Source organism: Streptomyces sp. MS191, from assembly GCF_008042125.1.
In the GTDB taxonomy this organism is placed as follows: domain Bacteria; phylum Actinomycetota; class Actinomycetes; order Streptomycetales; family Streptomycetaceae; genus Streptomyces.
The window spans coordinates 14,635-35,264 of the sequence record NZ_RDBI01000066.1 but is presented as its reverse complement, the minus strand read 5'-3'; the positions used below and the strand labels follow the sequence as shown (position 1 = coordinate 35,264).

Sequence of the window (20,630 nt, the reverse complement as noted above, 5' to 3'; positions counted from 1 at the left end):
GCGGGTTCCACCGGATTCCCCGGACCGGGTCCGGCGGTCCGGCCGCCGCGGGCCGGGGGGTCTCAGAGGCTGACGCCGACCGTCACCGGCTCGTTCACCAGCGTGATCCCGAAGGCGTCCCGCACCCCGGCGACGACCTCGCGGGCGAGCGCGAGGAGGTCCTCGGTGGTGGCCTCGCCCCGGTTGGTGAGGGCGAGGGTGTGCTTGCCGGAGATGCGGGCCGGGCCGGAGCCGTACCCCTTGGTGAAGCCGGCCTTGTCGATCAGCCAGGCCGCCGAGGTCTTGATCCGGCCGTCGTCGCCGGCGGGGAAGGCGGGCGGCGCCACGTCGGGGCCGAGCCGCTCGGCCACCCGGGCGAGGAAGGTCTCGAACGCGGCGGCGGTCAGGATCGGGTTGGTGAAGAAGGAGCCCGCGGACCACGTGTCGTGGTCGTCCGGGTCCAGCACCATGCCCTTGCCGGCCCGCAGCCCCAGGACGGTCTCCCGGGCGTGCGCGAGCGGCACGCGGTCGCCGACCCGGACGCCGAGGGCGCGGGCGGTCTCCGGGTACCTGACCGGGGCCGACTGCCCGCCGGCGTCCTCCAGGCGGAAGCGGACGCGCAGCACGACGTAGCGGTCCGGGTCGTCCTTGAAGCGGCTGTGCCGGTAGGAGAAGGAGCACGCGGCGTTGTCGAGGGTGACCGTCTCGTCGGCGCGGCGGTCGTACGCCACGACCTCGGTGAGGGTGGCGGAGACGTCCTGGCCGTAGGCGCCGACGTTCTGGATCGGGGTCGCGCCGGCCGAGCCGGGGATGCCGGCCAGGCACTCGATCCCGGCGAGCCCGGCCTCGACGGCGCGCGCCACGGCATCCGTCCAGACCTCCCCCGCGGCCAGCTCCAGCTCCGTCCCGTCGAGGACGAAGCCGCGGGTGGCGATGCGCAGGGCGGTGCCGTCGAAACCCTTGTCCCCGATGACCAGGTTGGAGCCGCCGCCGATGATCAGCAGCGGGGTGCCGGCGGCGTCCGCCGCGCGGACGGTGGCCACCACCTCGTCGTCGGTGGTGGCCGTGACGAGGCGGTTCGCGGGGCCGCCGAGCCGGAAGGTGGTCAGGGGGGCGAGGGGGGCGTCGTGGAGTTCCTGCACGGGCTCAAGAGTACGGGGACGGCCCCGCCGGTCGGGGCGGGGCCGTTCCCGGCGTGGCCGGAGGGGCCGCTCACGCGGCCCGGGTGCGCCGGTCACGCGGGGATCAGCCGGTGCTCCTCGCTCTCCGCGGCCTCGGCGGAGCTGGCGTCCGGCCGCTCCCCCGCCTTGCGCCCGGGGATGAAGAGGGACGCCACCGCGCCGAGGGCGACCATCCCGGCACCGACCCACAGCGCGGGCTCCAGGCCGTCCACGAACTGCCGGGCGGATCCGTACCCGCCCTGGGCGGCGAAGATCGAGGCCATCACGGCGACGCCGAGGGCGCCGCCGACCTCGCGCAGGGCGTTGTTGGCGCCGGAGGCGATGCCCTGCTCGGAGGGCCGGACGCTGGACATGACCAGGTTGGCGGCGGGGGCGAAGTAGAGGGCCATGCCGATGCCGCTGACGATCAGGGCCGGGAGCTGGGCCGCGTACGAGACGTCGGGAGTCACGACGAGGGCGAACCAGGCGAGGCCGAGGGCCTGGAGGGCGAGTCCGGCGGCGACGACGGGACGGCCGCCGATCCGGTCGGAGAGGTAGCCCGCGATCGGGGCGACGATCATCGGCATGCCGGTCCAGGGCAGCATCCGCAGCCCCGCCTCGGTCGGCGAGTAGCCGAGGACGCCCTGCATGTACTGGCTGAGCAGGAAGATCGAGCCGAACATGCCGAGGAACATCAGCAGGCTCGCGGCGTTGATCCCGCTGAAGGCCCGGCTGCGGAAGAGCCGCATCGGGAGCATGGGCGCCTTGGCGCGGATGCCGTGGTGGACGAAGCCGGCGAGCAGCGCGCCGCCCGCGATCAGGCCGGTGAGGACGGTGGCGCCGGTCCAGCCGTCGATCGGGCCGCGGATCAGTCCGTAGACGATGCCGAACAGGCCGCCGCTGGCGAGCAGGGTGCCGACGGCGTCGAGCCGGGCGCCGGTGCCGAACGACTCGGCGAGGCGGAGCCGGGCGAGCGGGAGCAGGGCAAGGCCGAGCGGCACGTTGAGCCAGAAGATCCACTGCCAGGAGACGTGCTCGGTGAGACTGCCGCCGATGAGGGGCCCGGAGGCCACGGCGAGGCCGTTCACGGCGCCCCAGATGCCGTACGCCATCCCGCGCCGGGCGGCCGGCACGGCGGCGGTGAGCAGCGTGAGGGTGAGCGGCATCATGATCGCGGCGCCGACGCCCTGGACGGCGCGGGCGGCGATGAGGGCGTCGATGCCGGGGGCGAGCGCGGCGGCGGCGGACGCGCCCGTGAAGACGGCGAGTCCGGCGAGGAAGAGCCTTCGCCGGCCGAACCGGTCGCCGAGGGCCGCGCCGAACATCAGCAGGACGGCGAAGGTGAGGGTGTAGGCGCTCACCGTCCACTCCAGGTCGTGCAGGGCGCCGCCGAGGTCCTCGCGGATGGAGGGCAGCGCGGTGGTGACGACGAGGTTGTCGAGGGCCGCCATGAATCCGGCGACGCTGGTGATCACGAGGGCCCAGGCGGCGGAGCCGCGGCGGGCTGAGGGCTGGTTCATTGCTGCTCACCCTTCGGGTTAGTTATTGATGACTAACTTCAACGAGCAGAGGTCGGCCCGGACGCGTGGCGGCCGACCCCCGGGCCGGAGCCCGGGCGTGCGCTACTTCACTTCTCCAGCCGGCCGAGACGTCGGGCCGAGGGGTAGAAGCCCTCCCAGACCCGGTGCTCCGGCGGGAACCCCATGGCGACGAGGGTGTTCACGAGCATGCCGTACGCCAGGAAGGTCGTGGTCTCGTTGACGTCCGCGCCGAGCGGCAGGTGGACGGTCTCCCAGAGCTCCATCCAGCCGGCCCGGACGGCCTCGCCGAACTCGCGGTCACCGGCCTCCTCCGCGGCGGCCACCGCGACGTACACCTGCATCTGCATCAGGAGCCGGTCCGGCTGCTCGGCGATGAGCCGGGTGTAGGCGTTGGCCATGGAGTGCAGGGCCTCCTCCCCCGTCAGCCCCTCGGCGGCCTCCTGGAAGACCCGCCGGGTGTCCGCCAGGCAGCGCTCGGACGCCGCCAGGAAGATCGCCTTCTTGCCGGGGAAGAGGCGGAAGAGGTACGGCTGCGAGACGCCCACGCGGCGGGCGATCGCCTCCGTGGAGGTGCCGTAGTAGCCACCGCGGGCGAACTCCCTCATCGCCGCGCGGATCACGCTCTCGCGCCGTTCCTCTGCGCTCATCCTGACCATGCATCTGAAGTTAGTACTCAATCACTAACTTCGTCAACCCGGGAAAAGGGGCGGCCTCGTCGGGACGGCCGCCCCCACCCGGGATCCGGGGTCAGACCAGCTGCACCACGGCCCGGGACATGCCCAGGACCTTCTGGCCCGCCGCGACCGCGGTGAGGTCCACGCGGATCCGGCCGTCGTCCAGCTTCGCGCCGACCTTGGCGCTCACCTCGATCAGGGCGCCCTGGTCGTCGTTCGGCACGACCACCGGCTTCGTGAAGCGCACGCCGTACTCGACGACGGCCGCCGGGTCGCCGGCCCAGTCGGTCACGACGCGGATCGCCTCGGCCATGGTGAACATGCCGTGGGCGATGACGTCCGGCAGACCGACCCCGACCGCGAACTTCTCGTTCCAGTGGATCGGGTTGAAGTCCCCGGAGGCACCGGCGTACCGCACCAGCGTGGCGCGCGTCACCGGGAAGGACTGCGCCGGCAGCTCCGTGCCGACCTCGACCTCGTCGTAAGCGATCTTCGCAGCCACGGTCAGACCTCCTCGGGGGCGCGCGAGACGAGCTTGGTCCACGCGGTCACGACGTGCTCGCCGGACGCGTCGTGCACCTCGCCGCGGATGTCCAGGATGTCGTTGCCCGCCAGCGACTTGATCGCCTCGATGGTCGAGGTGACCGAGAGCCGGTCGCCCGCCCGCACGGGGCGGGTGTACGCGAACTTCTGGTCGCCGTGCACCACCCGGCTGTAGTCCAGGCCCAGCTGCGGGTCCTCGATGACCTGGCCCGCGGCGGCGAATGTGATCGCGAACACGAAAGTCGGCGGAGCGATCACATCGGGGTGACCGAGCGCCTTCGCGGCTTCCTGATCGGTGTACGCGGGATTCTCGTCCCCGACCGCCGTGGCGAACTCGCGGATCTTCTCGCGGCCGACCTCGTACGGCGCGGTGGGCGGATAGGTCCGGCCCACGAAGGACTGGTCGAGCGCCATGGGCTCGGTACCTCCTGGATTGTTGCCGACAAACGACGCGAGGCCGCCCCCTGGTGGGGACGGCCTCGTGTACGAGCCTGATTAGCGCGTCTCGCGGTGCGCAGTGTGAGAGTTGCAGCGAGGGCAGTGCTTCTTCATCTCAAGACGGTCCGGGTTGTTACGCCGGTTCTTCTTGGTGATGTAGTTCCGCTCCTTGCACTCCACGCAGGCCAGCGTGATCTTCGGGCGGACGTCGGTGGCAGCCACGTGAGTGCTCCTTGGACGGACGGATGGACGGATGAACGCATAAAAGAGTAGCCGATCGAAGGACCGACCCCACAATCGGCTACCGTGTGTAGCGGTGACCGGACTTGAACCGGTGACACAGCGATTATGAGCCGCTTGCTCTACCGACTGAGCTACACCGCTTTGATGTTCCGGATCCCGCCCGAAGGCGGGTCCTTCACACCAGAGCCCCAATACGGAATCGAACCGTAGACCTTCTCCTTACCATGGAGACGCTCTGCCGACTGAGCTATTGGGGCGAGCGATGAAGACATTACACGGTCCTCCGCCGATCGCCCAAATCCGTTTCCCACCCCCTGCGCACCGCCTTGCTCCGGCCGTCCCGTACGCCACTCGTGGCCTCATCAGTACGACTATTGCGCTCCTCCGCGAAGGCCGACCGGACCGCCCCTAGGCTCGGCACACGCTGCGTGATCTTGAGCCTGAGGAGCCTTGAGGAGCCCGATGTCAGCCGACAGCAAGCAGCCCCAGCCGCCCGACGACCGGGCCGCCGCCACCGCGGACTCCGCCGCCACGCTCCTGCTCTCCAACGCCCGCCTGACGGACGGCCGGACCGTCGACGTGCGGCTCGGCGCCGGCCGGATCGAGGCCGTCGGCACGGCCGGCAGTCTCACCGCCACCGGCCCCCGCGTCGACCTCGCCGGCTACCTGCTGCTCCCGGCGCCCGCCGAGCCGCACGCCCACGGCGACACCGCGCTCGGCGCCGACTCCCCCGGTCCCGTCTCCTACGCCGTCGACGAGGTGCAGCGGCGGGCCACCGAGGCCGCCCTGCTCCAGCTGGGCCACGGCGCGACGGCGCTGCGCGCGCACGTCCGGATCGGGGACGTCCAGGGCCTCGGCCCGCTCGAAGCCGTCCTGCAGGCCCGGCGTTCACTGCGCGGGCTGGCCGACCTGACGGCGGTCGCGATGCCCCGGCTGCTGACCGGGCTGGCGGGCGCGGACGGGCTCGCCATGCTGCGTGACGCGGTGAAGATGGGCGCCGGCGTGGTCGGCGGCTGCCCGGATCTCGACCCCGATCCGGCCGGCTACGTCGAGGCGGTCCTCGGCCTGGCCGCGGAGCACGGCTGCCCGGTGGACCTGCACACCGACGCCGACGATCCGGCGCGGCTCGCACGGCTGGCGGCGATGGCCGGCGGGCTGCGGCCCGGGGTGACCATCGGGCCCTGCGCGGGTCTCGCCCGGCTGCCCGCGGACCAGGCCCGGCGGACGGCGGACCGGCTGGCGGCGGCCGGCGTGACCGTGGTGTGCCTGCCGCAGGGCGGCTGCGGGGCGACCGGGACCCGCGGCGCGGCACCGGTCCGGCTCCTGCGGGCGGCCGGCGTCCGGCTCGCCGCGGGCAGCGGCGCGCTGCGCGACGTCGCCAATCCGGTGGGCCGCGGCGACCCGTTGGAGGCCGCATACCTGCTGGCCTCCCTGGGCGGTCTGCCGGCCACGGAGGCGTACGGGGCGGTGAGCGCGGAGGCCCGGGCGGCGATGGGTCTTCCGGAGGTGCGGGTCGAGGCGGGGTTCCCCGCGGAGCTGCTCGCGGTGCGCGGCGAGCGGCTGGCGGGCGTGCTGTCCCTCGCGTACAGCCGCATCGTGGTGCACCGCGGCCGGGTGGTCGCCCGGACGAGCGCGGTGCGGGAGTACTGCGACTCGGCGGCGGCGCTCGACCTGCCGCGCCAGTCCCGCCCCGAGCGGCCCGAGCCGGGAAGCCCTCCCGCCGGTCCCGTCGTACGGTCGTGAGTATGCGCATCGTCATCGCTGGAGGACACGGCCGGATCGCCCTGCGTCTGGAGCGGCTGCTCGCCGCGCGCGGACACCGGCCGGTGGGCATCATCCGCAAGCCGGAGCAGGCCGAGGACCTGCGGGGCGCCGGCGCCGAACCCGCCGTGCTGGACCTGGAGTCGGCGTCCCCGGAGCAGGTCGCGGACGTCCTGCGCGGCGCCGACGCGGCGGTCTTCGCCGCGGGCGCCGGGCCGGGCAGCGGCGTGGACCGCAAGGAGACCGTGGACCGCGCGGCGGCGGTCCTGTTCGCGGAGGCGGCCGAACGCGAGGGCGTACGCCGTTTCGTCGTCGTCTCGTCCATGGGCGCGGACGCGGAGCACCCGGGTGACGAGGTGTTCGACGCCTATCTGCGGGCCAAGGGGGCGGCGGACGACGCCGTACGCGCCCGGCCCGGCCTGGACTGGACGATCCTGCGCCCCGGGATGCTCACCGACGACGCCGGGACGGGCCTGGTCCGCCTGGAGGCGTCCACCGGCCGCGGCCCGGTCCCGCGCGACGACGTGGCGGCGGCCCTGGCCGAGCTGATCGAGACCCCGGCCACGGCGGGCCTCACGCTCGAACTGGTCGGCGGCTCGACGCCGGTGTCGGTCGCGGTGAAGGACGTCGCGGGCAACTGAGGCCCCGTCCGGTGGCCGGGCCCCGCGGGGCCCGGCCACGGTCGTCCAGGGGCGCGTCGCGCGCCCTATGAACCTCGTCACTCCCCCGCCCGCCGGTCCGCGGACGCAGAACGGCCCCTGATCGCGTTTCCGCAGATCAGGGGCCGTTCTTCCATGTGGCGGCGCCAGGATTCGAACCTGGGTAGGCTAAGCCGACGGATTTACAGTCCGTTCCCATTGGCCACTCGGGCACACCGCCATGGGATGCGCTGCTCGGAGCCGCTTTTCGGCGGTGCTCCGTGGCAACGACGTAAACGATACCTGATCCGCGGGGGTGCTTCGCCACCGGATTGATCAGCGGTTCGCGAGGGCTCGGTTGACTAGGCTTGCGTCGTACGCCCAGCAACCGCAGGCATTCGACGCAAGGAGCCACACGTCATGGCCGACTCCAGTTTCGACATCGTCTCCAAGGTCGAGCGGCAGGAGGTCGACAACGCCCTCAACCAGGCCGCGAAGGAGATCTCGCAGCGCTACGACTTCAAGGGCACCGACGCCTCGATCTCCTGGTCCGGCGAGAAGATCCTGATGCAGGCCAACGGCGAGGAGCGCGTGAAGGCGATCCTCGACATCTTCGAGACCAAGCTGATCAAGCGCGGAATCTCCCTGAAGTCGCTGGACGCGGGCGAGCCGCAGCTGTCCGGCAAGGAGTACAAGATCTTCGCCACGATCGAGGAGGGCATCTCCCAGGAGAACGCCAAGAAGGTCGCGAAGGCCATCCGTGACGAGGGCCCCAAGGGCGTCAAGGCGCAGGTCCAGGGCGACGAGCTGCGCGTCAGCTCCAAGAGCCGGGACGACCTGCAGGCCGTGCAGGCGCTGCTCAAGGGCAAGGACTTCGACTTCGCCATCCAGTTCGTGAACTACCGGTAGTCCACGAGTCCACCGGCCCGGCCCGGAGCGCGGCGTCCGAAAACCGCCGGTCCCCGGGGCCGGGGCCCTCGCACACTGGACGGAGATCGAGGGTGCGAGGAGAGGAACCAGTCATGACCGTGCAGAGCGTGTACGCGTACGTCGACGGACCGCTGGGCGAGATGCTGCTGGTCGGACGGATCACCGAGACCGGTGCCACGGAGCTCGCGTCGCTCTCGCTGCCCGGGCAGAAGGGCGCCGCGACCGTGCGGGACGGCTGGCGGCTCGCGCCCGAGGCCTTCGAGGACGTCGCCCGGCAGCTGGACGAGTACTTCGCCGGCCGCCGGGACGTCTTCGACATCCCGTACGCGGCGAGCGGCACGGAATTCCAGCGCAGGGTCTGGCAGGCCCTGGAGGAGATCCCGTACGGCGCGACCGTCTCGTACGGGGACATCGCCCGCCGGGTGGGGTCCTCCGGGGCCGGCGTGCGGGCCGTGGGGACCGCCATCGGACGCAATCCGCTGCTCGTGGTGCGGCCCTGCCACCGGGTGATCGGGGCGGACGGCGGCCTGCGCGGCTACGCGGCCGGTCTGGAGCGCAAGGAGCGGCTGCTCGTCCTCGAAGGCGCGTCGGCGGTGTGAGGCCGCGGTGACGGACGGGCTGTTCCCCCGCGAGCGGGCGGTCGTCGCCCCGGGTGCGGTGCACGTGCCCGGGTGGCTTCCGTCCGGCCGGCAGCGGGAGTTGGTGGCGGCCTGCCGGGCGTGGGGGCGGGGGCCGTTCCCGTACCGGCACACCGTGCTGCCGGGCGGGGGCGTGATGTCGGTGCGGTCGCTGTGCCTCGGGCGGCGCTGGGAGCCGTACCGCTACCTCGACGCGGTCGGCGCCGAACTCCCGGACTGGCTCGCCGAGCTGGGGCGCGAGGCCCTCGTCGAGGCGTACGGGCGGCACGACGACTTCGCCCCCGACACCGCGCTGGTGAACTTCTACGAGGCCGGCGCGCACATGGGCATGCACCAGGACAAGGAGGAGCGGTCCGGTGCGCCGGTGGTGTCGCTGAGTCTCGGCGACCGTTGCGTGTTCCGGTTCGGGAACACCGAGACCCGCGGCCGGCCCTACCGTGACGTCGAGTTGGAGTCCGGGGACCTGTTCGTCTTCGGCGGGCCGTCGCGCCTCGCGTTCCACGGGGTGCCGAAGGTGTGGGCGGGCACGGCCGATCCGGCGCTCGGGCTGACCGGGCGCCTGAACATCACCCTCCGTCAGACCGGTCTGTGAAGCGGCGGATCGGCCGCGGCCGGCGGCCTCAGCGCGAGCGCGAGTGGCCGAAGAGGATCCGGTAGCCGATCAGGAGGACCAGCGCGCCGCCGATGGCCGAGAGCCACGTGGCGCCGTCGTAGAACTCCGTGCTGATCGGACGGTCCAGGAAGCGTGCCGAGATCCAGCCGCCGACGAAGGCGCCCGCGACGCCGATCAGTGTCGTGCCGACGAGGCCGCCCGGGTCCCTGCCGGGCAGCAGGACCTTGGCGATGACGCCCGCGAGGAGGCCGAGAACGATCCAGCTGATGATGCTCATGCCAGGAAGGACGCCGCACGCCGCCGGGCGGTTGCCGGGGACGGCTGTCCCGCAATCCCCGGCGGGCGCACGACGCCGGCTACGGGACAGCCCTTAGGGTGCCGCCCATGACACAACTGCGCCGCACCCTCGGGGTCTTCGACGCCGTCGTCGTCGGGCTCGGCTCGATGGTGGGCGCGGGGATCTTCGCCGCCCTCGGCCCGGCGGCGCGGGCGGCCGGGTCCGGTCTGTTGCCGGCGCTCGGCGTGGCCGCGTGCGTCGCCTACTGCAACGCGACCGCGTCCGCCCGGCTCGCGGCCCGGTACCCGGCCTCGGGCGGCACCTACGTGTACGGGCGCGAACGCCTCGGCGTCTTCTGGGGGTACCTGGCGGGGTGGTCGTTCGTCGTCGGCAAGACGGCCTCCTGCGCGGCGATGGCGCTGACGGCCGGCGCGTACCTCTGGCCGGAGCAGGCGCACGCCGTCGCCGTCGGGGCCGTGGTCGCCCTGACGGCCGTGAACTACCGCGGGATCCAGAAGTCGGCCCTCCTGACGCGGGCGACCGTGGCGCTGGTGCTCGCGGTCCTGACGGCCGTGGTGAGCGTCCTGCTGTCCTCCGGCAGCGGTGACCCCGGGCGGCTCGCGCCGGGCGCGGACGTCACGGCCGGCGGTGTGCTCCAGGCGGCCGGGCTGCTGTTCTTCGCCTTCGCCGGGTACGCGCGGATCGCCACGCTCGGCGAGGAGGTGCGGGACCCCGCCCGGACCATCCCCCGGGCGGTCCCGCTGGCGCTGGGCATCACGCTGCTCGTCTACGCCGCGGTGGCCGGGTCCGTGCTGGCCGTCCTGGGGCCCGCGGCGCTGGCGGCCTCACCCGCCCCGTTGGCGGACGCGGCCCGGGCGGCGGGCGCCGCGTGGCTGGTGCCGCTGGTGACCGTGGGCGCGGCGGTCGCCGCGCTGGGGTCGCTGCTCTCGCTGATCCTCGGGGTGTCCCGGACGGCCCTGGCGATGGCGCGGGACGGTCGTCTGCCCGCCCCGCTCGCCGCCGTGCACCCCCGGTTCCAGGTGCCGCACCACGCCGAGCTCGCGGTCGGGGCGGTGGTGGCGCTGGTGGCGGCGACGGCGGACGTGCGGGGCGCGATCGGCTTCTCGTCCTTCGGGGTGCTGGTCTACTACGGGATCGCCAACGCCGCGGCCTGGACCCTGGGGCCGCGCGAGCGCCCGCTCGCCCTGTGCGGGCTCGCGGGCTGCGGGGTGCTGGCTTTCACGCTGCCGCTCACCTCGGTCCTCGCGGGGCTCGGGGTGCTGGCGGCCGGCGTCGTCGCGTACGCGGTCACCCGGGGGCGGCCCGGGCGTCCGGGGGAGTGAGACGGCGCCGCGGGGCCGTGGGCGGCCGGCTCCGTCAGTAGCCCGCGAACTGCTCGTCCGTCCGGACGATCTCCTTGCCCAGGGGGAGCAGCGAGACCGGGATCAGCTTGAAGTTCGCGATGCCCAGCGGGATGCCGATGATCGTGATGCACAGGACGATGCCGGTGGTGATGTGGCCGAGCGCCAGCCACCAGCCCGCGAGGATCAGCCACAGCACGTTGCCGACGCAGGAGGGGGCGCCCGCGTCGTGTCGGTCCACGACGGTGTAGCCGAAGGGCCAGAGGGCGTAGACGCCGATACGGAAGGCGGCGAGTCCGAAGGGGATGCCGATGATCGTGATGCAGAGCAGGACGCCGGCCAGCATGTAGCCGAGGAACATCCAGAAGCCGCACAGGATCAGCCAAATGACGTTGAGGATTGTCTTCACGGTCGACGACCTGCCATCTGTTCGAGTCGGGAGATGCGCTCCGCCATCGGCGGGTGCGTCGAGAACATCCTGGACAGCCCCTGACCTGGACGGAAGGGGTTCGCGATCATCATGTGACTGGCGGTCTCGATCCGGGGCTCGGGAGGCAGCGGCAGCTGCTTCGTGCCCGCTTCGAGCTTGCGCAGGGCGCTGGCGAGGGCGAGCGGGTCGCCGGTGAGCTGGGCGCCCGAGGCGTCCGCCTCGTACTCACGGGAACGGCTGATGGCCAGCTGGATGACGGAGGCGGCGATCGGGCCGAGGATCATGACCAGCAGCATGCCGAGCAGGCCGGGGCCGTCGTCGTCGTTGGACCGGCCGACCGGGATCAGCCAGGCGAAGTTGACCAGGAACATGATCACGGAGGCGAGCGCACCGGCGACCGAGGAGATCAGGATGTCCCGGTTGTAGACGTGACTCAGCTCGTGGCCGATGACCCCGCGCAGTTCGCGCTCGTCGAGGATCTGCAGGATGCCCTCCGTGCAGCACACCGCGGCGTTGCGCGGGTTGCGGCCGGTGGCGAAGGCGTTCGGGGCCTGCGTGGGCGAGATGTAGAGCCGGGGCATGGGCTGGCGGGCCTGGGTGGAGAGTTCGCGGACCATCCGGTACAGCGCGGGCGCCTCGAACTCGCTGACCGGGCGGGCGCGCATGGCCCGCAGAGCCAGCTTGTCGCTGTTCCAGTAGGCGTACGCGTTGGTGCCGAGCGCCACGAGGAGCGCGACGATCAGACCCGTACGGCCGAAGAAGCTGCCGATGACGATGATGAGGGCCGAGAGCCCTCCGAGGAGCACGGCGGTCCTCAGCCCGTTGTGCCGGCGGTGCACGGTACGCCCTCCAAGTGGTGCGGCAGGGGAACCCTTTGCTTGCTGGTCACTGGTTCCGTTGTTCCAGTGGACCCTCCCGTACTGGTCAACGCCAGGCGGGAGGCGCGGGTTCCCTGGCAGCGCCGGGCACGACGCGACGGCGGTGTGGGCCGTACGGGTGAGTGGGCCGGGCCGCGGAGGAGGGGGTCAGCGCTGGGCGGGGAAGCCGGCCTTCTCCAGCGCCGCGGCGACCGGTTCGACCTCGCTGGTGCAGTGGGCGCAGCGGGAGGCGATGGCGGGGATCTCGGTGTAGCAGCGGGGGCAGTCGCGCTTCTCGGACTTGATGTCGAGCTCCTCCTTCGCGAACCTCGCCTGAATCTTCGCCATGGGGACGACGACCATGAAGTAGAGCACCGCGGCGGTGATCACGAACGCTATCGACGCGGCGATCAGCAGGCCGTACGGGAAGACGGTGCCGCGCAGGTGGAAGCTGGCTTCGCTGAAGTCGCCGACCGTGCCGGTGGCCAGGCCGATGAGCGGGGTGATGAACGCCTTGCTGAAACCCGTGACGACGGCCGTGAACGACGATCCGACGGCCAGGCCGATGGCCAGCGAGATCACGTTCCCGCGCAGTATGAAGTCCTTGAAGCCGTTCAGCACGGGTGAAGCTCCTTGATGCTTTCTCTGTGGGGGGTCAGAAGAGGCTGGTGGCCGCGAAGCGGAGGGCGAACTGCGGATAGCCCGACAGGACGACGCCCGCGACGGCCGTCAGCGCGACCGCGACGGTCACCGGGGCGGGGACGCGGTGCCGGACCGCCGTCTCGCCCTCGGGAGCGTCCTGGGGCCCGCGGAACAGGAGCGCCGTCCACCGCAGGTAGTAGTAGAGGGCGATCACGACGTTGACGCCCATGATCACGGCCAGCCAGCCGAGGCCCGCGTCGACCGCCGCCGAGAAGACGGTGACCTTCGCGAAGAGACCGATGATACCGGGGGGCAGGCCGGCCAGGTTGAGCAGGAAGAAGCCCAAGACGAGCGCCACGACCGGGCGGCTCGCGTACAGGCCCCGGTAGTCCGAGATCCGGTTCTCCGGGTGCGTGCGGGCGACCAGCACCGCGACCGCGAAGGCGCCGAGGTTCACGACGGCGTACATCAGGGCGTAGGCGACGGTCGAGCCGATCTGGTCGTCGCTGGAGTACGCGGCGGCGGCGATCGGCACCAGGAGGTAGCCGGCCTGGGCGACGGAGGACCAGGCGAGCAGCCGGACCGCGCTCCACTTCCGGGTGGCGGCCTGGCGCAGGGCGGCCACGTTGCCGACGGTCATGGTGAGCGCGGCGAGGACGGCGAGCGCGGGGCCCCAGACGTCCGCGTACGAGGGGAACGCGACGACGGTCACCAGGATCAGGCCGGTGAAGCCGACCGCCTTGCCGACGACGGAGAGGTAGCCGGCGACGGGCAGCGGGGCTCCGACATAGGTGTCGGGGACCCAGAAGTGGAAGGGGGCCGCGGCGGTCTTGAAGGCGAAGCCGACCAGGGTGAGCGCCACGCCGGTCTCGGCCAGGACGTGCAGTTGGCCGGGGACGTCGTCGAGGCGCTGGGCGATCTCGGTGAGGTGCAGGGTGCCGGTCGCCGCGTAGACGAAGCTGACGCCGAGCAGGGTGACGGCCGTCGCCGTCACCGAGGACAGGAAGAACTTCAGCGCGGCCTCGCTGGACACCCGGTCCCCGCGGCGCAGGCCGACGAGGGCGAAGGCGGGCAGCGACGCCACTTCGAGGGCGACGACGAGGGTGGCCAGGTCACGGGAGGCGGGCAGCAGCGCGGCGCCGGCGGCCGAGGACAGCAGCAGGAACCAGTACTCCCCCGCCGGCAGCTTCTCCTCGGTGTCGGAGAGCGAGAGCAGCGCGGTGAGCAGCGCCCCGCCGAGCACCAGGAACTGGATGACCACGGTGAAGTGGTCGGCCGTGTAACTGCAGGCCGCCGCGCCGGTGGCGTCGCGGGCGGCGCCGGCCGCCTCGGCCGCCGCCGGGGTGAGGCAGAACGTCGAACGGTCGCCCGCGCGCAGCGGGACCAGCAGCGCGAGCGCGGCGACGAGCCCGGCGATCGCCGTCCAGCCCAGGAGCCGCTTCTGCGCCGCGGGGACGAACAGGTCGGCGACGAGGACGACCAGGGCGACCAGGGCGGTCAGGGTGGGCGGCGCGATCGTGAGCCAGTCGACGGACTGGACGAGGCTCGCGGCTGTCTCGGTCACTGCTTTCCTCCCGCGAGGAGCATCTGGACGGCCGGGTCGGTGAGGCCGAGGAGGACCGCGGGCCAGAGGCCGGCGAGGACGGTGAGGGCGGCGAGCGGCGTCCAGGCGGCGAACTCGTAGCCCCGGACGTCGGCGATCGCCTGCTCGCCCGCGGGGCGGGGGCCGCCCATGCAGACGCGCCGGACGACGAGGAGGAGGTAGGCGGCGGTGAGCAGGGTGCCGAAGCCGCCGATCGCCATGAAGACGAGGAAGGCGGGGCGGCTCAGGCCCTCGGCCGGGTCGAAGGCGCCGAACAGGGCCAGCATCTCGCCCCAGAACCCGGCCAGGCCGGGCAGCCCGAGGGAGGCGACGGCCGCGAAGGCCAGCAGCCCGCCGAGGCGCGGGGCACGACCGTAGAGCGCCGCGCCGGTGGCGCCCGCGAGGGTGTCGAGGTCGGCGGTGCCGTACCGGTCCTTGAGCGCGCCGACCAGGAAGAAGAGGAGGCCGGTGATGAGGCCGTGGGCGATGTTGGCGAAGAGCGCGCCGTTGACCCCGGTGGGGGTCATCGTCGCGATGCCGAGCAGGACGAAGCCCATGTGGCCGACGGACGAGTAAGCGATCAGCCGCTTGAGGTCGCCCTTGTTGCCGGGCCTGGCGAGCGCGAGGCAGGCGAGGGATCCGTAGACGATCCCGGCGACGGCGAAGGCCGCCAGGTACGGCGCGAAGACCCGCATGCCGTCGGGGGCGATCGGCAGGACGATCCGTACGAAACCGTACGTGCCCATCTTCAGCAGGACGCCGGCGAGGAGGACGGAGCCGACCGTGGGGGCGGCGGTGTGGGCGTCCGGCAGCCAGCTGTGCAGCGGCCACATCGGCGTCTTGACCGCGAGTCCGAGCCCGATCGCGAGGACCGCGATGACCTGCACGGAGGTGGTCAGGCCGCGGCCGTTGTCGACGGCGAGCGCCACCATGTCGAACGTGCCCGCCGTCAGTCCGACGAGCAGCAGGCCGAGCAGCATGACGACCGAGCCGAGCAGCGTGAAGAGGATGAACTTCCAGGCGGCCGCCTGCCGGCCCGCGCCGCCCCAGCGGGCGATCAGGAAGTACATCGGGATGAGGACCGTCTCGAAGGCGAGGAAGAACAGGACGAGGTCGAGCACGGCGAAGGTCGCCAGCGTGCCGGACTCGAGGACGAGGATCAGGGCGACGAACGCCTTCGGGGACGGGCCCGCGGGCATCCTGAAGTAGCTGTACAGCGCGCAGAGGAAGGTCAGCAGCGCGGTCAGCACCAGCAGCGGGAGCGAGATGCCGTCGACACCGAGATGGATGCGGACGTCGAGGGCGGGGATCCACGGGACGTCGGTCGTCGCCTGCATCCGCGACGGCCGGTCGTGGTCGAAGCCGAGCGCGAGGACGAGGGCGGCGGCCAGGACGACGCCGGTGACGACCACGCCGTGGCGGAGCACGGCCTGGTCGGGCGACCTGCCCCGCAGCCCGGGCGGGGCCGGGAGCAGGGCGACGGCGGCGCCGACGAGCGGCCCGACGACGATCAGCACGAGCAGGGCCTGCATCACGGATTCGCTGATATCGATCACGGCTCACGACCCGGCGTTGACGTTGACAAGGACGACGGCGGCGATCGCCAGGAAGACGGAGCCGGCGAGCAGGGCGCCGAGGTAGGTCTGCATGTTGCCGGTCTGGGCGCGGCGCACGAGCCACCCCAGCCAGTTGGTGCCGGTGGCCGCGCCGCGGACGTAGGTGTCGACGACCTCGCGGTCCAGGAAGCGGACCAGGGAGGCCGCGGCCAGGACGGGCCGCACGAACAGCCGCCGGTACCCGGCGTCCAGGTGGAACCCGGTGGCCGCGTGGCGGTGCAGCGGGCCCAGCAGGAGGCGGCCGGGGTCGGCCGGGTCGTCGGCCGGGTGCGGCAGCGTGAGCGCCTCGGCCTCCACCTGCCCCGCCTCGGCGTCCGGGTGCGCGACGTGCTCGGGCACGGTGCCGGGCGCCGGGGCGGCGGTCCGCACCGAGAGCGCCCGCCAGGTCGCGTACGTCATCAGACCGCCGACGAGGGCGAGACCGGTGCCCAGGACCGCGGTGGTGATCGTCGGGGTCAGGTCGTTGCCGTCGAACCAGTCGTCCAGGTACGTGACGGTGAGACCGAAGCCGACGGTCGGGACCGCGAGCACCCACAGGACGGTGGTCATGGCGAGCGGCTGCCGGCCGTGGTCCGGGGCCTCGGCGCCCCGGCCGCGGAAGGCGAGCAGCCAGAGGCGGGCCGCGTAGGCGGCGGTGAGCAGCGCGGTGAGCAGGCCCGCGAGGAGAACGGTCCAGCCCGCCCCGGCCGGGGCGACGGTCCGCTCACCGAGGGCGGTGTGCTCGGCGGCCACGAGGACCGCTTCCTTGGAGAAGAAGCCGGCGAAGGGCGGAAGGGCGGCCAGCGCGAGCAGGGCGAGGGTCATCGTCCAGTACGCGTCCGGGATCCGCTTCGTCAGTCCGCTCATCCGGGACATCGCGGAGAGCGAGTTGGTGCCGGCGGCGTGGATGACCGCGCCGGCGGCCAGGAAGAGCAGCGCCTTGAACGCGCCGTGCGCCATCAGGTGGAAGACGGCGGCGGCGCGGTCGCCGACGGCCAGGGCGCCCGCCATGTAGCCGAGCTGGCCGATCGTCGAGTAGGCGAGGACCCGCTTGATGTCGTCCTGGGCGAGCGCGGCGAGCGCCGAGCCGACCATGGTGACCGCGGCCATCACGGCGAGGACGGTCATCGCCGCGGCGGACTCGGCGAAGACGGGGAGCAGCCGGGCCACGAAGTAGATACCGGCGGCGACCATGGTCGCGGCGTGGATGAGCGCCGACACCGGGGTGGGGCCGGCCATCGCGTCGGGAAGCCAGGTGTGCAGCGGGAACTGCGCCGACTTGCCGGCCACGCCGGCGAGCAGGAGCAGGGCGATCAGCGTGGGGTGGTCGATGCCGCCGACGGCGACGGCGCCGAGGATCCCGCCGATCTGGAAGGTGCCCGCGTCCACGGCGAGCGCGAACAGGCCGAACAGGAACGGCACGTCGCCGAGCTTGGTGACCAGGAACGCCTTGAGGGACGCGGAGCGCGCCTCCGGGGTCTCCCAGTAGTGGCCGACGAGGAAGTACGAGCAGATGCCCATGACCTCCCAGCCGACCAGCAGCACCATCAGGTCGCCGGAGTAGACGACGAGCAGCATCGCGGAGGTGAAGAGGGAGACGAGCGCGGCGTACGACGGGTAGCGCGGGTCGTCGCGCAGGTAGCCCGTCGAGTAGACCTGCACGCAGGTCGCGACCACGCCGACGAGGACGGCGACGAGGGCGGCGAAGCCGTCGATGCGCAGGGCCAGGTCGATGGGGACGGATCCGGTGGGCGTGAGTTCGGTGGCGGCCTCGATCGTCTTCCCGCCGCCCTGGCGGACGGCGACGAGCGCGGCGAGCACGGCCGCGGCCAGCGTCGGCAGCACCGCGAGCGGGCGCACGAACCCGGGGGCGGTGCGGCCGAGGAGCAGTCCGGCGACGGAGCCGAGGAAGGGGAGCAGGGGGACGAGGACGGCGAGGGTGGTCGTGGTCACGCGGTGGCCTCGGTCTTCTCGTCGGACACCGCTCGGGTCGGGTCTGCGGGCCGGTCGGCGGGACCGTTCTCCGCGGTGTCGCGGAGCCGGTCGACGTCCGAGGTGCCGCGGTTGCGGTAGACCATCAGGACGATCGCGAGGCCGATGCCGATCTCCGCGGCGGCGATGGCGATGGTGAACAGGGTGAGTGCCTGGCCGGCGTGCAGGGTGTCGCGGAGCCAGACGTCGAAGGCGACCAGGTTGAGGTTGACGGCGTTGAGCATCAGCTCGACGGACATCAGGACCAGGATCGCGTTGCGGCGGGCGAGGACGCCGTAGACGCCGACGCAGAACAGCAGGACGGCGAGGACGGCGGGGTAGGCGAGATGCATCAGTGCGGCCCCTCCGGGGTCTGCGGGTCCTTGCGGGACAGCACGATCGCGCCGACCAGGGCCGCGAGCAGGAGGACGGAGAGCGCCTCGAAGGGCAGCACCCAGTGCCGGAAGAGGATCTCGCCGGACACCGCGGTGGAGCCCTGGGCCGGCCCGTCCAGCTCGATCCAGGTCGTGCGGAACGCGTCGACGACGACCCAGACGAGCGCGGCCGCGGCGGCCAGGGCGACGGCGAGCGCGACCGGGCGGTTGCCCGAGTCGGCGTCCGGGGAGCGCCCGATGGGCGCCTTGGTGAGCATGAGGCCGAACAGCAGCAGGACGACGACGGAGCCGACGTAGATCAGCACCTGCACCCAGGCGATGAACTCGGCGGTCAGGAGCAGGTACTCGACGGCGATGCCGCCGAGCGCCACGACCAGCCACAGGGCGGCGTGCACGAGCTGCCGGGTGGTCACGCTGACGAGGGCCGCGCCGAGGGTGACGAGGCCGACGAGGACGAACGCGATCTCGACGCCGGAGGGCGAGAGGAAGCCGGGGTTCTGGGCCGCGAGCATCACTGCCGCTCCCCCTTCCGGTCCTCGTCGGGGGCGGCGGTGCGCGCCTCCTCCGCTTCCGCCGCCGCCTGGGCGGCGGCCTTCTCGGCCGCCTTGCGGGCCGCGGCGATCTCCTTCGGCTCCTCGGCGCCCGGGTCGAGCGCGGGCGGCTCGGGGACCGTCCACATCCATTCCCGGAGCTTGTCGCGTTCGTGGGTCAGCTCGTGGATGTCGGTCTCCGCGTACTCGAACTCGGGCGACCAGAACAACGCGTCGAACGGGCAGACCTCGATGCAGATGCCGCAGTACATGCAGAGCGAGAAGTCGATGGCGAAGCGGTCGAGGACGTTCCGGCTGCGCTCGCGGCCGCCGGGGGCGGCGGCCGGGACCGTCTCCTTGTGGGAGTCGATGTAGATGCACCAGTCGGGGCACTCGCGGGCGCACAGCATGCAGACCGTGCAGTTCTCCTCGAACAGCCCGATCACACCGCGCGTGCGCGGCGGCAGCTCGGGCTGGGTGTCCGGGTACTGCGCGGTGACGGTCCTCTTCGTCATCGTGCGGAGCGTGACGGCGAGGCCCTTGGCGAGGCCGGAGCCGGGGATGGGCATTACTGGATCGCCACCTTCACGATGCCGGTGAGCGCGATCTGCGCGAGGGCGAGCGGGACGAGGGTGGTCCAGGCGAGCTTCTGCAGCTGGTCCTCGCGCAGGCGGGGGTAGGTCACGCGGAGCCAGATCACGACGAAGGCGAGGACCGCGACCTTGAGCAGGGTCCAGACCCAGCCGAGGCCGTCGGCACCGAAGGGGCCGTGCCAGCCGCCGAGGAAGAGGACGGTGGTCAGACCGCACAGGACGACGATGCCGGCGTACTCGGCCAGCAGGAAGAGCGCGAAGCGCAGGCCGGTGTACTCGGTGTAGGCACCGAAGATGATCTCCGAGTCGGCGACCGGCATGTCGAACGGCGGGCGCTGGAGCTCGGCGAGGCCGGCGACGAAGAAGACGAGGGCGCCGACGATCTGCCAGGGCAGCCACCACCACTCGAAGGCGTTCAGGATGCCGGGGAGGGAGACGGTGCCGGCGGCCATCGCGACGGATGCGGCGGCGAGCAGCATCGGGAGCTCGTAGGCCAGCAGCTGGGCGGCGGTACGCAACCCTCCCAGCAGGGAGAACTTGTTGGCGGACGCCCAGCCGGCCATGAGGCTGCCGAGGACGCCGACGCCCATCACGGCCAGCACGAAGAAGATGCCGGCGTCGACGACCTGACCGACGGCGCCCTCGTCCGGCCCGATGGGGATCGCGACGAGGACGAGCAGGTACGGGATCAGGGCGACGGCGGGCGCGAGCTGGAAGACGCGGCGGTCGGCGTCGGCCGGCACCACGTCCTCCTTCTGCGCGAACTTCACGCCGTCGGCGATGAGCTGCGCCCAGCCGTGGAAGCCGCCGGCGTACATGGGGCCGAGACGGCCCTGCATGTGCGCCATGACCTTGTGCTCGGTCTGCCCGACCACGAGGGGCAGCACGAGGAACACCGCGAGGATGACGAGCACCCGGAGGGCGACGTCGAGTGCGTCGTTCACGCGGGATCGCCTCCGGCGGGGTCTTCGGTGGTGGGCGGGGTACGGGGCGCGGTGTCCGGCGGGGTGCCGGCGTCGGCCTCCGGCTCGGGCGCGGTGTCGGGCTCGGGCGCGGTGTCGGCTCCCGGCTCCGGGGCCGGAGCGGTGTCCGGCTCGGGTGCGGGAGCCGCCGCCGGCTCCGGTGCCGTGTCCGTTCCCGGCTCGGCGTCCGCGCCCGAGCCCGACACCGCGCCCGAGCCGGAGGCCGACGCCGGCACCCCGCCGGACACCGCGCCCCGTACCCCGCCCACCACCGAAG

The 20,630-nt window shown here is 72.7% G+C and carries 23 protein-coding genes, 3 tRNA genes and 1 pseudogene; 6 read left to right on the top strand and 21 right to left on the bottom strand.

Annotated elements, in window-relative coordinates; genetic code table 11:
* Positions 1–62 precede the first annotated feature (62 nt).
* From EAO71_RS28650 to EAO71_RS28615, 8 genes are all read right to left on the bottom strand, one after another.
* Positions 63–1,121: a UDP-N-acetylmuramate dehydrogenase gene (locus EAO71_RS28650; RefSeq protein WP_187282867.1), complete on the bottom strand. Its 1,059-nt coding sequence runs from the start codon at positions 1,119–1,121 to the stop codon at positions 63–65.
* Between the two features lie 92 nt (positions 1,122–1,213).
* On the bottom strand, positions 1,214–2,659 hold the full coding sequence (locus EAO71_RS28645) for an MFS transporter (protein WP_147980729.1): 1,446 nt from the start codon (positions 2,657–2,659) through the stop codon (positions 1,214–1,216).
* Between the two features lie 107 nt (positions 2,660–2,766).
* Entirely contained in the window at positions 2,767–3,336 is a 570-nt protein-coding gene (locus EAO71_RS28640; protein WP_187282866.1) for a TetR/AcrR family transcriptional regulator, read from the bottom strand.
* 91 nt (positions 3,337–3,427) lie between these two features.
* Positions 3,428–3,856 (bottom strand): MaoC family dehydratase, encoded by a 429-nt coding sequence (locus EAO71_RS28635; protein ID WP_147980727.1) that lies wholly within the window; start codon positions 3,854–3,856, stop codon positions 3,428–3,430.
* Between the two features lie 2 nt (positions 3,857–3,858).
* On the bottom strand, positions 3,859–4,311 hold the full coding sequence (locus EAO71_RS28630) for a MaoC family dehydratase N-terminal domain-containing protein (protein ID WP_147980726.1): 453 nt from the start codon (positions 4,309–4,311) through the stop codon (positions 3,859–3,861).
* Positions 4,312–4,392: 81 nt separating this feature from the next.
* On the bottom strand, positions 4,393–4,557 hold the full coding sequence (rpmG, locus tag EAO71_RS28625; protein ID WP_003956487.1) for a 50S ribosomal protein L33: 165 nt from the start codon (positions 4,555–4,557) through the stop codon (positions 4,393–4,395).
* A gap of 89 nt (positions 4,558–4,646) precedes the next feature.
* Positions 4,647–4,719, bottom strand: a tRNA-Met gene (locus tag EAO71_RS28620).
* 43 nt (positions 4,720–4,762) lie between these two features.
* A tRNA-Thr gene (locus EAO71_RS28615) sits at positions 4,763–4,835 on the bottom strand.
* Positions 4,836–5,040: 205 nt separating this feature from the next.
* Between EAO71_RS28615 and EAO71_RS28610 the strand changes: the two genes are divergently transcribed.
* Together EAO71_RS28610 and EAO71_RS28605 are read left to right on the top strand one after the other, a co-directional pair.
* Positions 5,041–6,321, top strand: a complete 1,281-nt coding sequence (locus tag EAO71_RS28610; protein ID WP_147980725.1) for an amidohydrolase family protein — start codon at positions 5,041–5,043, stop codon at positions 6,319–6,321.
* A gap of 2 nt (positions 6,322–6,323) precedes the next feature.
* Positions 6,324–6,980, top strand: a complete 657-nt coding sequence (locus EAO71_RS28605; RefSeq protein WP_147980724.1) for an SDR family oxidoreductase — start codon at positions 6,324–6,326, stop codon at positions 6,978–6,980.
* A 156-nt stretch (positions 6,981–7,136) separates the two neighbouring features.
* Here EAO71_RS28605 and EAO71_RS28600 read toward each other — a convergent pair.
* A tRNA-Tyr gene (locus EAO71_RS28600) sits at positions 7,137–7,218 on the bottom strand.
* 179 nt (positions 7,219–7,397) lie between these two features.
* Here EAO71_RS28600 and EAO71_RS28595 point away from each other — a divergent pair.
* The 3 genes from EAO71_RS28595 (at position 7,398) to EAO71_RS28585 (ending at position 9,137) form a co-directional block, all read left to right on the top strand.
* Complete coding sequence (locus tag EAO71_RS28595; RefSeq protein ID WP_147980723.1) at positions 7,398–7,886, top strand: YajQ family cyclic di-GMP-binding protein; 489 nt, start codon at positions 7,398–7,400, stop codon at positions 7,884–7,886.
* A 113-nt stretch (positions 7,887–7,999) separates the two neighbouring features.
* Positions 8,000–8,506, top strand: coding sequence for a methylated-DNA--[protein]-cysteine S-methyltransferase (locus EAO71_RS28590; RefSeq protein ID WP_147980722.1), 507 nt, complete (start codon positions 8,000–8,002; stop codon positions 8,504–8,506).
* 7 nt (positions 8,507–8,513) lie between these two features.
* Positions 8,514–9,137 (top strand): alpha-ketoglutarate-dependent dioxygenase AlkB family protein, encoded by a 624-nt coding sequence (locus tag EAO71_RS28585; protein ID WP_147980721.1) that lies wholly within the window; start codon positions 8,514–8,516, stop codon positions 9,135–9,137.
* A gap of 28 nt (positions 9,138–9,165) precedes the next feature.
* Here the strand turns inward: EAO71_RS28585 and EAO71_RS28580 are convergent, their stop codons facing one another.
* Positions 9,166–9,435 carry a GlsB/YeaQ/YmgE family stress response membrane protein gene (locus EAO71_RS28580; RefSeq protein ID WP_147980720.1) on the bottom strand — a complete coding sequence of 90 codons (270 nt, stop codon included), beginning with the start codon at positions 9,433–9,435 and terminating at the stop codon, positions 9,166–9,168.
* Between the two features lie 107 nt (positions 9,436–9,542).
* Between EAO71_RS28580 and EAO71_RS28575 the strand changes: the two genes are divergently transcribed.
* Positions 9,543–10,778: an APC family permease gene (locus EAO71_RS28575; protein WP_147980719.1), complete on the top strand. Its 1,236-nt coding sequence runs from the start codon at positions 9,543–9,545 to the stop codon at positions 10,776–10,778.
* Between the two features lie 34 nt (positions 10,779–10,812).
* On the opposite strand, the gene EAO71_RS28570 is transcribed toward EAO71_RS28575, so the two are convergent.
* From EAO71_RS28570 to EAO71_RS39240, 11 genes and pseudogenes are all read right to left on the bottom strand, one after another.
* Positions 10,813–11,205 carry a YccF domain-containing protein gene (locus EAO71_RS28570; RefSeq protein WP_147980718.1) on the bottom strand — a complete coding sequence of 131 codons (393 nt, stop codon included), beginning with the start codon at positions 11,203–11,205 and terminating at the stop codon, positions 10,813–10,815.
* Positions 11,202–12,065 carry a zinc metalloprotease HtpX gene (htpX, locus tag EAO71_RS28565; RefSeq protein WP_147980717.1) on the bottom strand — a complete coding sequence of 288 codons (864 nt, stop codon included), beginning with the start codon at positions 12,063–12,065 and terminating at the stop codon, positions 11,202–11,204. Before htpX ends, EAO71_RS28570 begins: the two co-directional genes overlap by 4 nt.
* A 186-nt stretch (positions 12,066–12,251) precedes the next feature.
* On the bottom strand, positions 12,252–12,704 hold the full coding sequence (gene mscL / locus EAO71_RS28560) for a large conductance mechanosensitive channel protein MscL (protein ID WP_147980716.1): 453 nt from the start codon (positions 12,702–12,704) through the stop codon (positions 12,252–12,254).
* 34 nt (positions 12,705–12,738) lie between these two features.
* A complete protein-coding gene (locus tag EAO71_RS28555; protein ID WP_147980715.1) occupies positions 12,739–14,289 on the bottom strand; it encodes an NADH-quinone oxidoreductase subunit N in 1,551 nt (516 codons plus the stop codon).
* Positions 14,286–15,839, bottom strand: a complete 1,554-nt coding sequence (locus EAO71_RS28550; RefSeq protein ID WP_147981309.1) for a complex I subunit 4 family protein — start codon at positions 15,837–15,839, stop codon at positions 14,286–14,288. The genes EAO71_RS28555 and EAO71_RS28550 overlap by 4 nt, the downstream gene beginning before the upstream one ends.
* Positions 15,840–15,866: 27 nt before the next feature.
* A complete protein-coding gene (locus EAO71_RS28545) occupies positions 15,867–17,855 on the bottom strand; it encodes an NADH-quinone oxidoreductase subunit 5 family protein (protein ID WP_147980714.1) in 1,989 nt (662 codons plus the stop codon).
* A complete protein-coding gene (gene nuoK / locus EAO71_RS28540; protein WP_147980713.1) occupies positions 17,852–18,226 on the bottom strand; it encodes an NADH-quinone oxidoreductase subunit NuoK in 375 nt (124 codons plus the stop codon). Before nuoK ends, EAO71_RS28545 begins: the two co-directional genes overlap by 4 nt.
* Complete coding sequence (locus EAO71_RS28535) at positions 18,226–18,780, bottom strand: NADH-quinone oxidoreductase subunit J family protein (protein ID WP_147980712.1); 555 nt, start codon at positions 18,778–18,780, stop codon at positions 18,226–18,228. The genes nuoK and EAO71_RS28535 overlap by 1 nt, the downstream gene beginning before the upstream one ends.
* On the bottom strand, positions 18,780–19,367 hold the full coding sequence (locus EAO71_RS28530) for a NuoI/complex I 23 kDa subunit family protein (protein ID WP_147980711.1): 588 nt from the start codon (positions 19,365–19,367) through the stop codon (positions 18,780–18,782). The genes EAO71_RS28535 and EAO71_RS28530 overlap by 1 nt, the downstream gene beginning before the upstream one ends.
* Entirely contained in the window at positions 19,367–20,335 is a 969-nt protein-coding gene (locus tag EAO71_RS28525; RefSeq protein WP_147980710.1) for a complex I subunit 1/NuoH family protein, read from the bottom strand. Before EAO71_RS28525 ends, EAO71_RS28530 begins: the two co-directional genes overlap by 1 nt.
* Positions 20,332–20,630 (bottom strand): annotated as a pseudogene (locus EAO71_RS39240) (hypothetical protein); the annotation flags it as partial. The pseudogene EAO71_RS39240 and the gene EAO71_RS28525, both read right to left, overlap by 4 nt.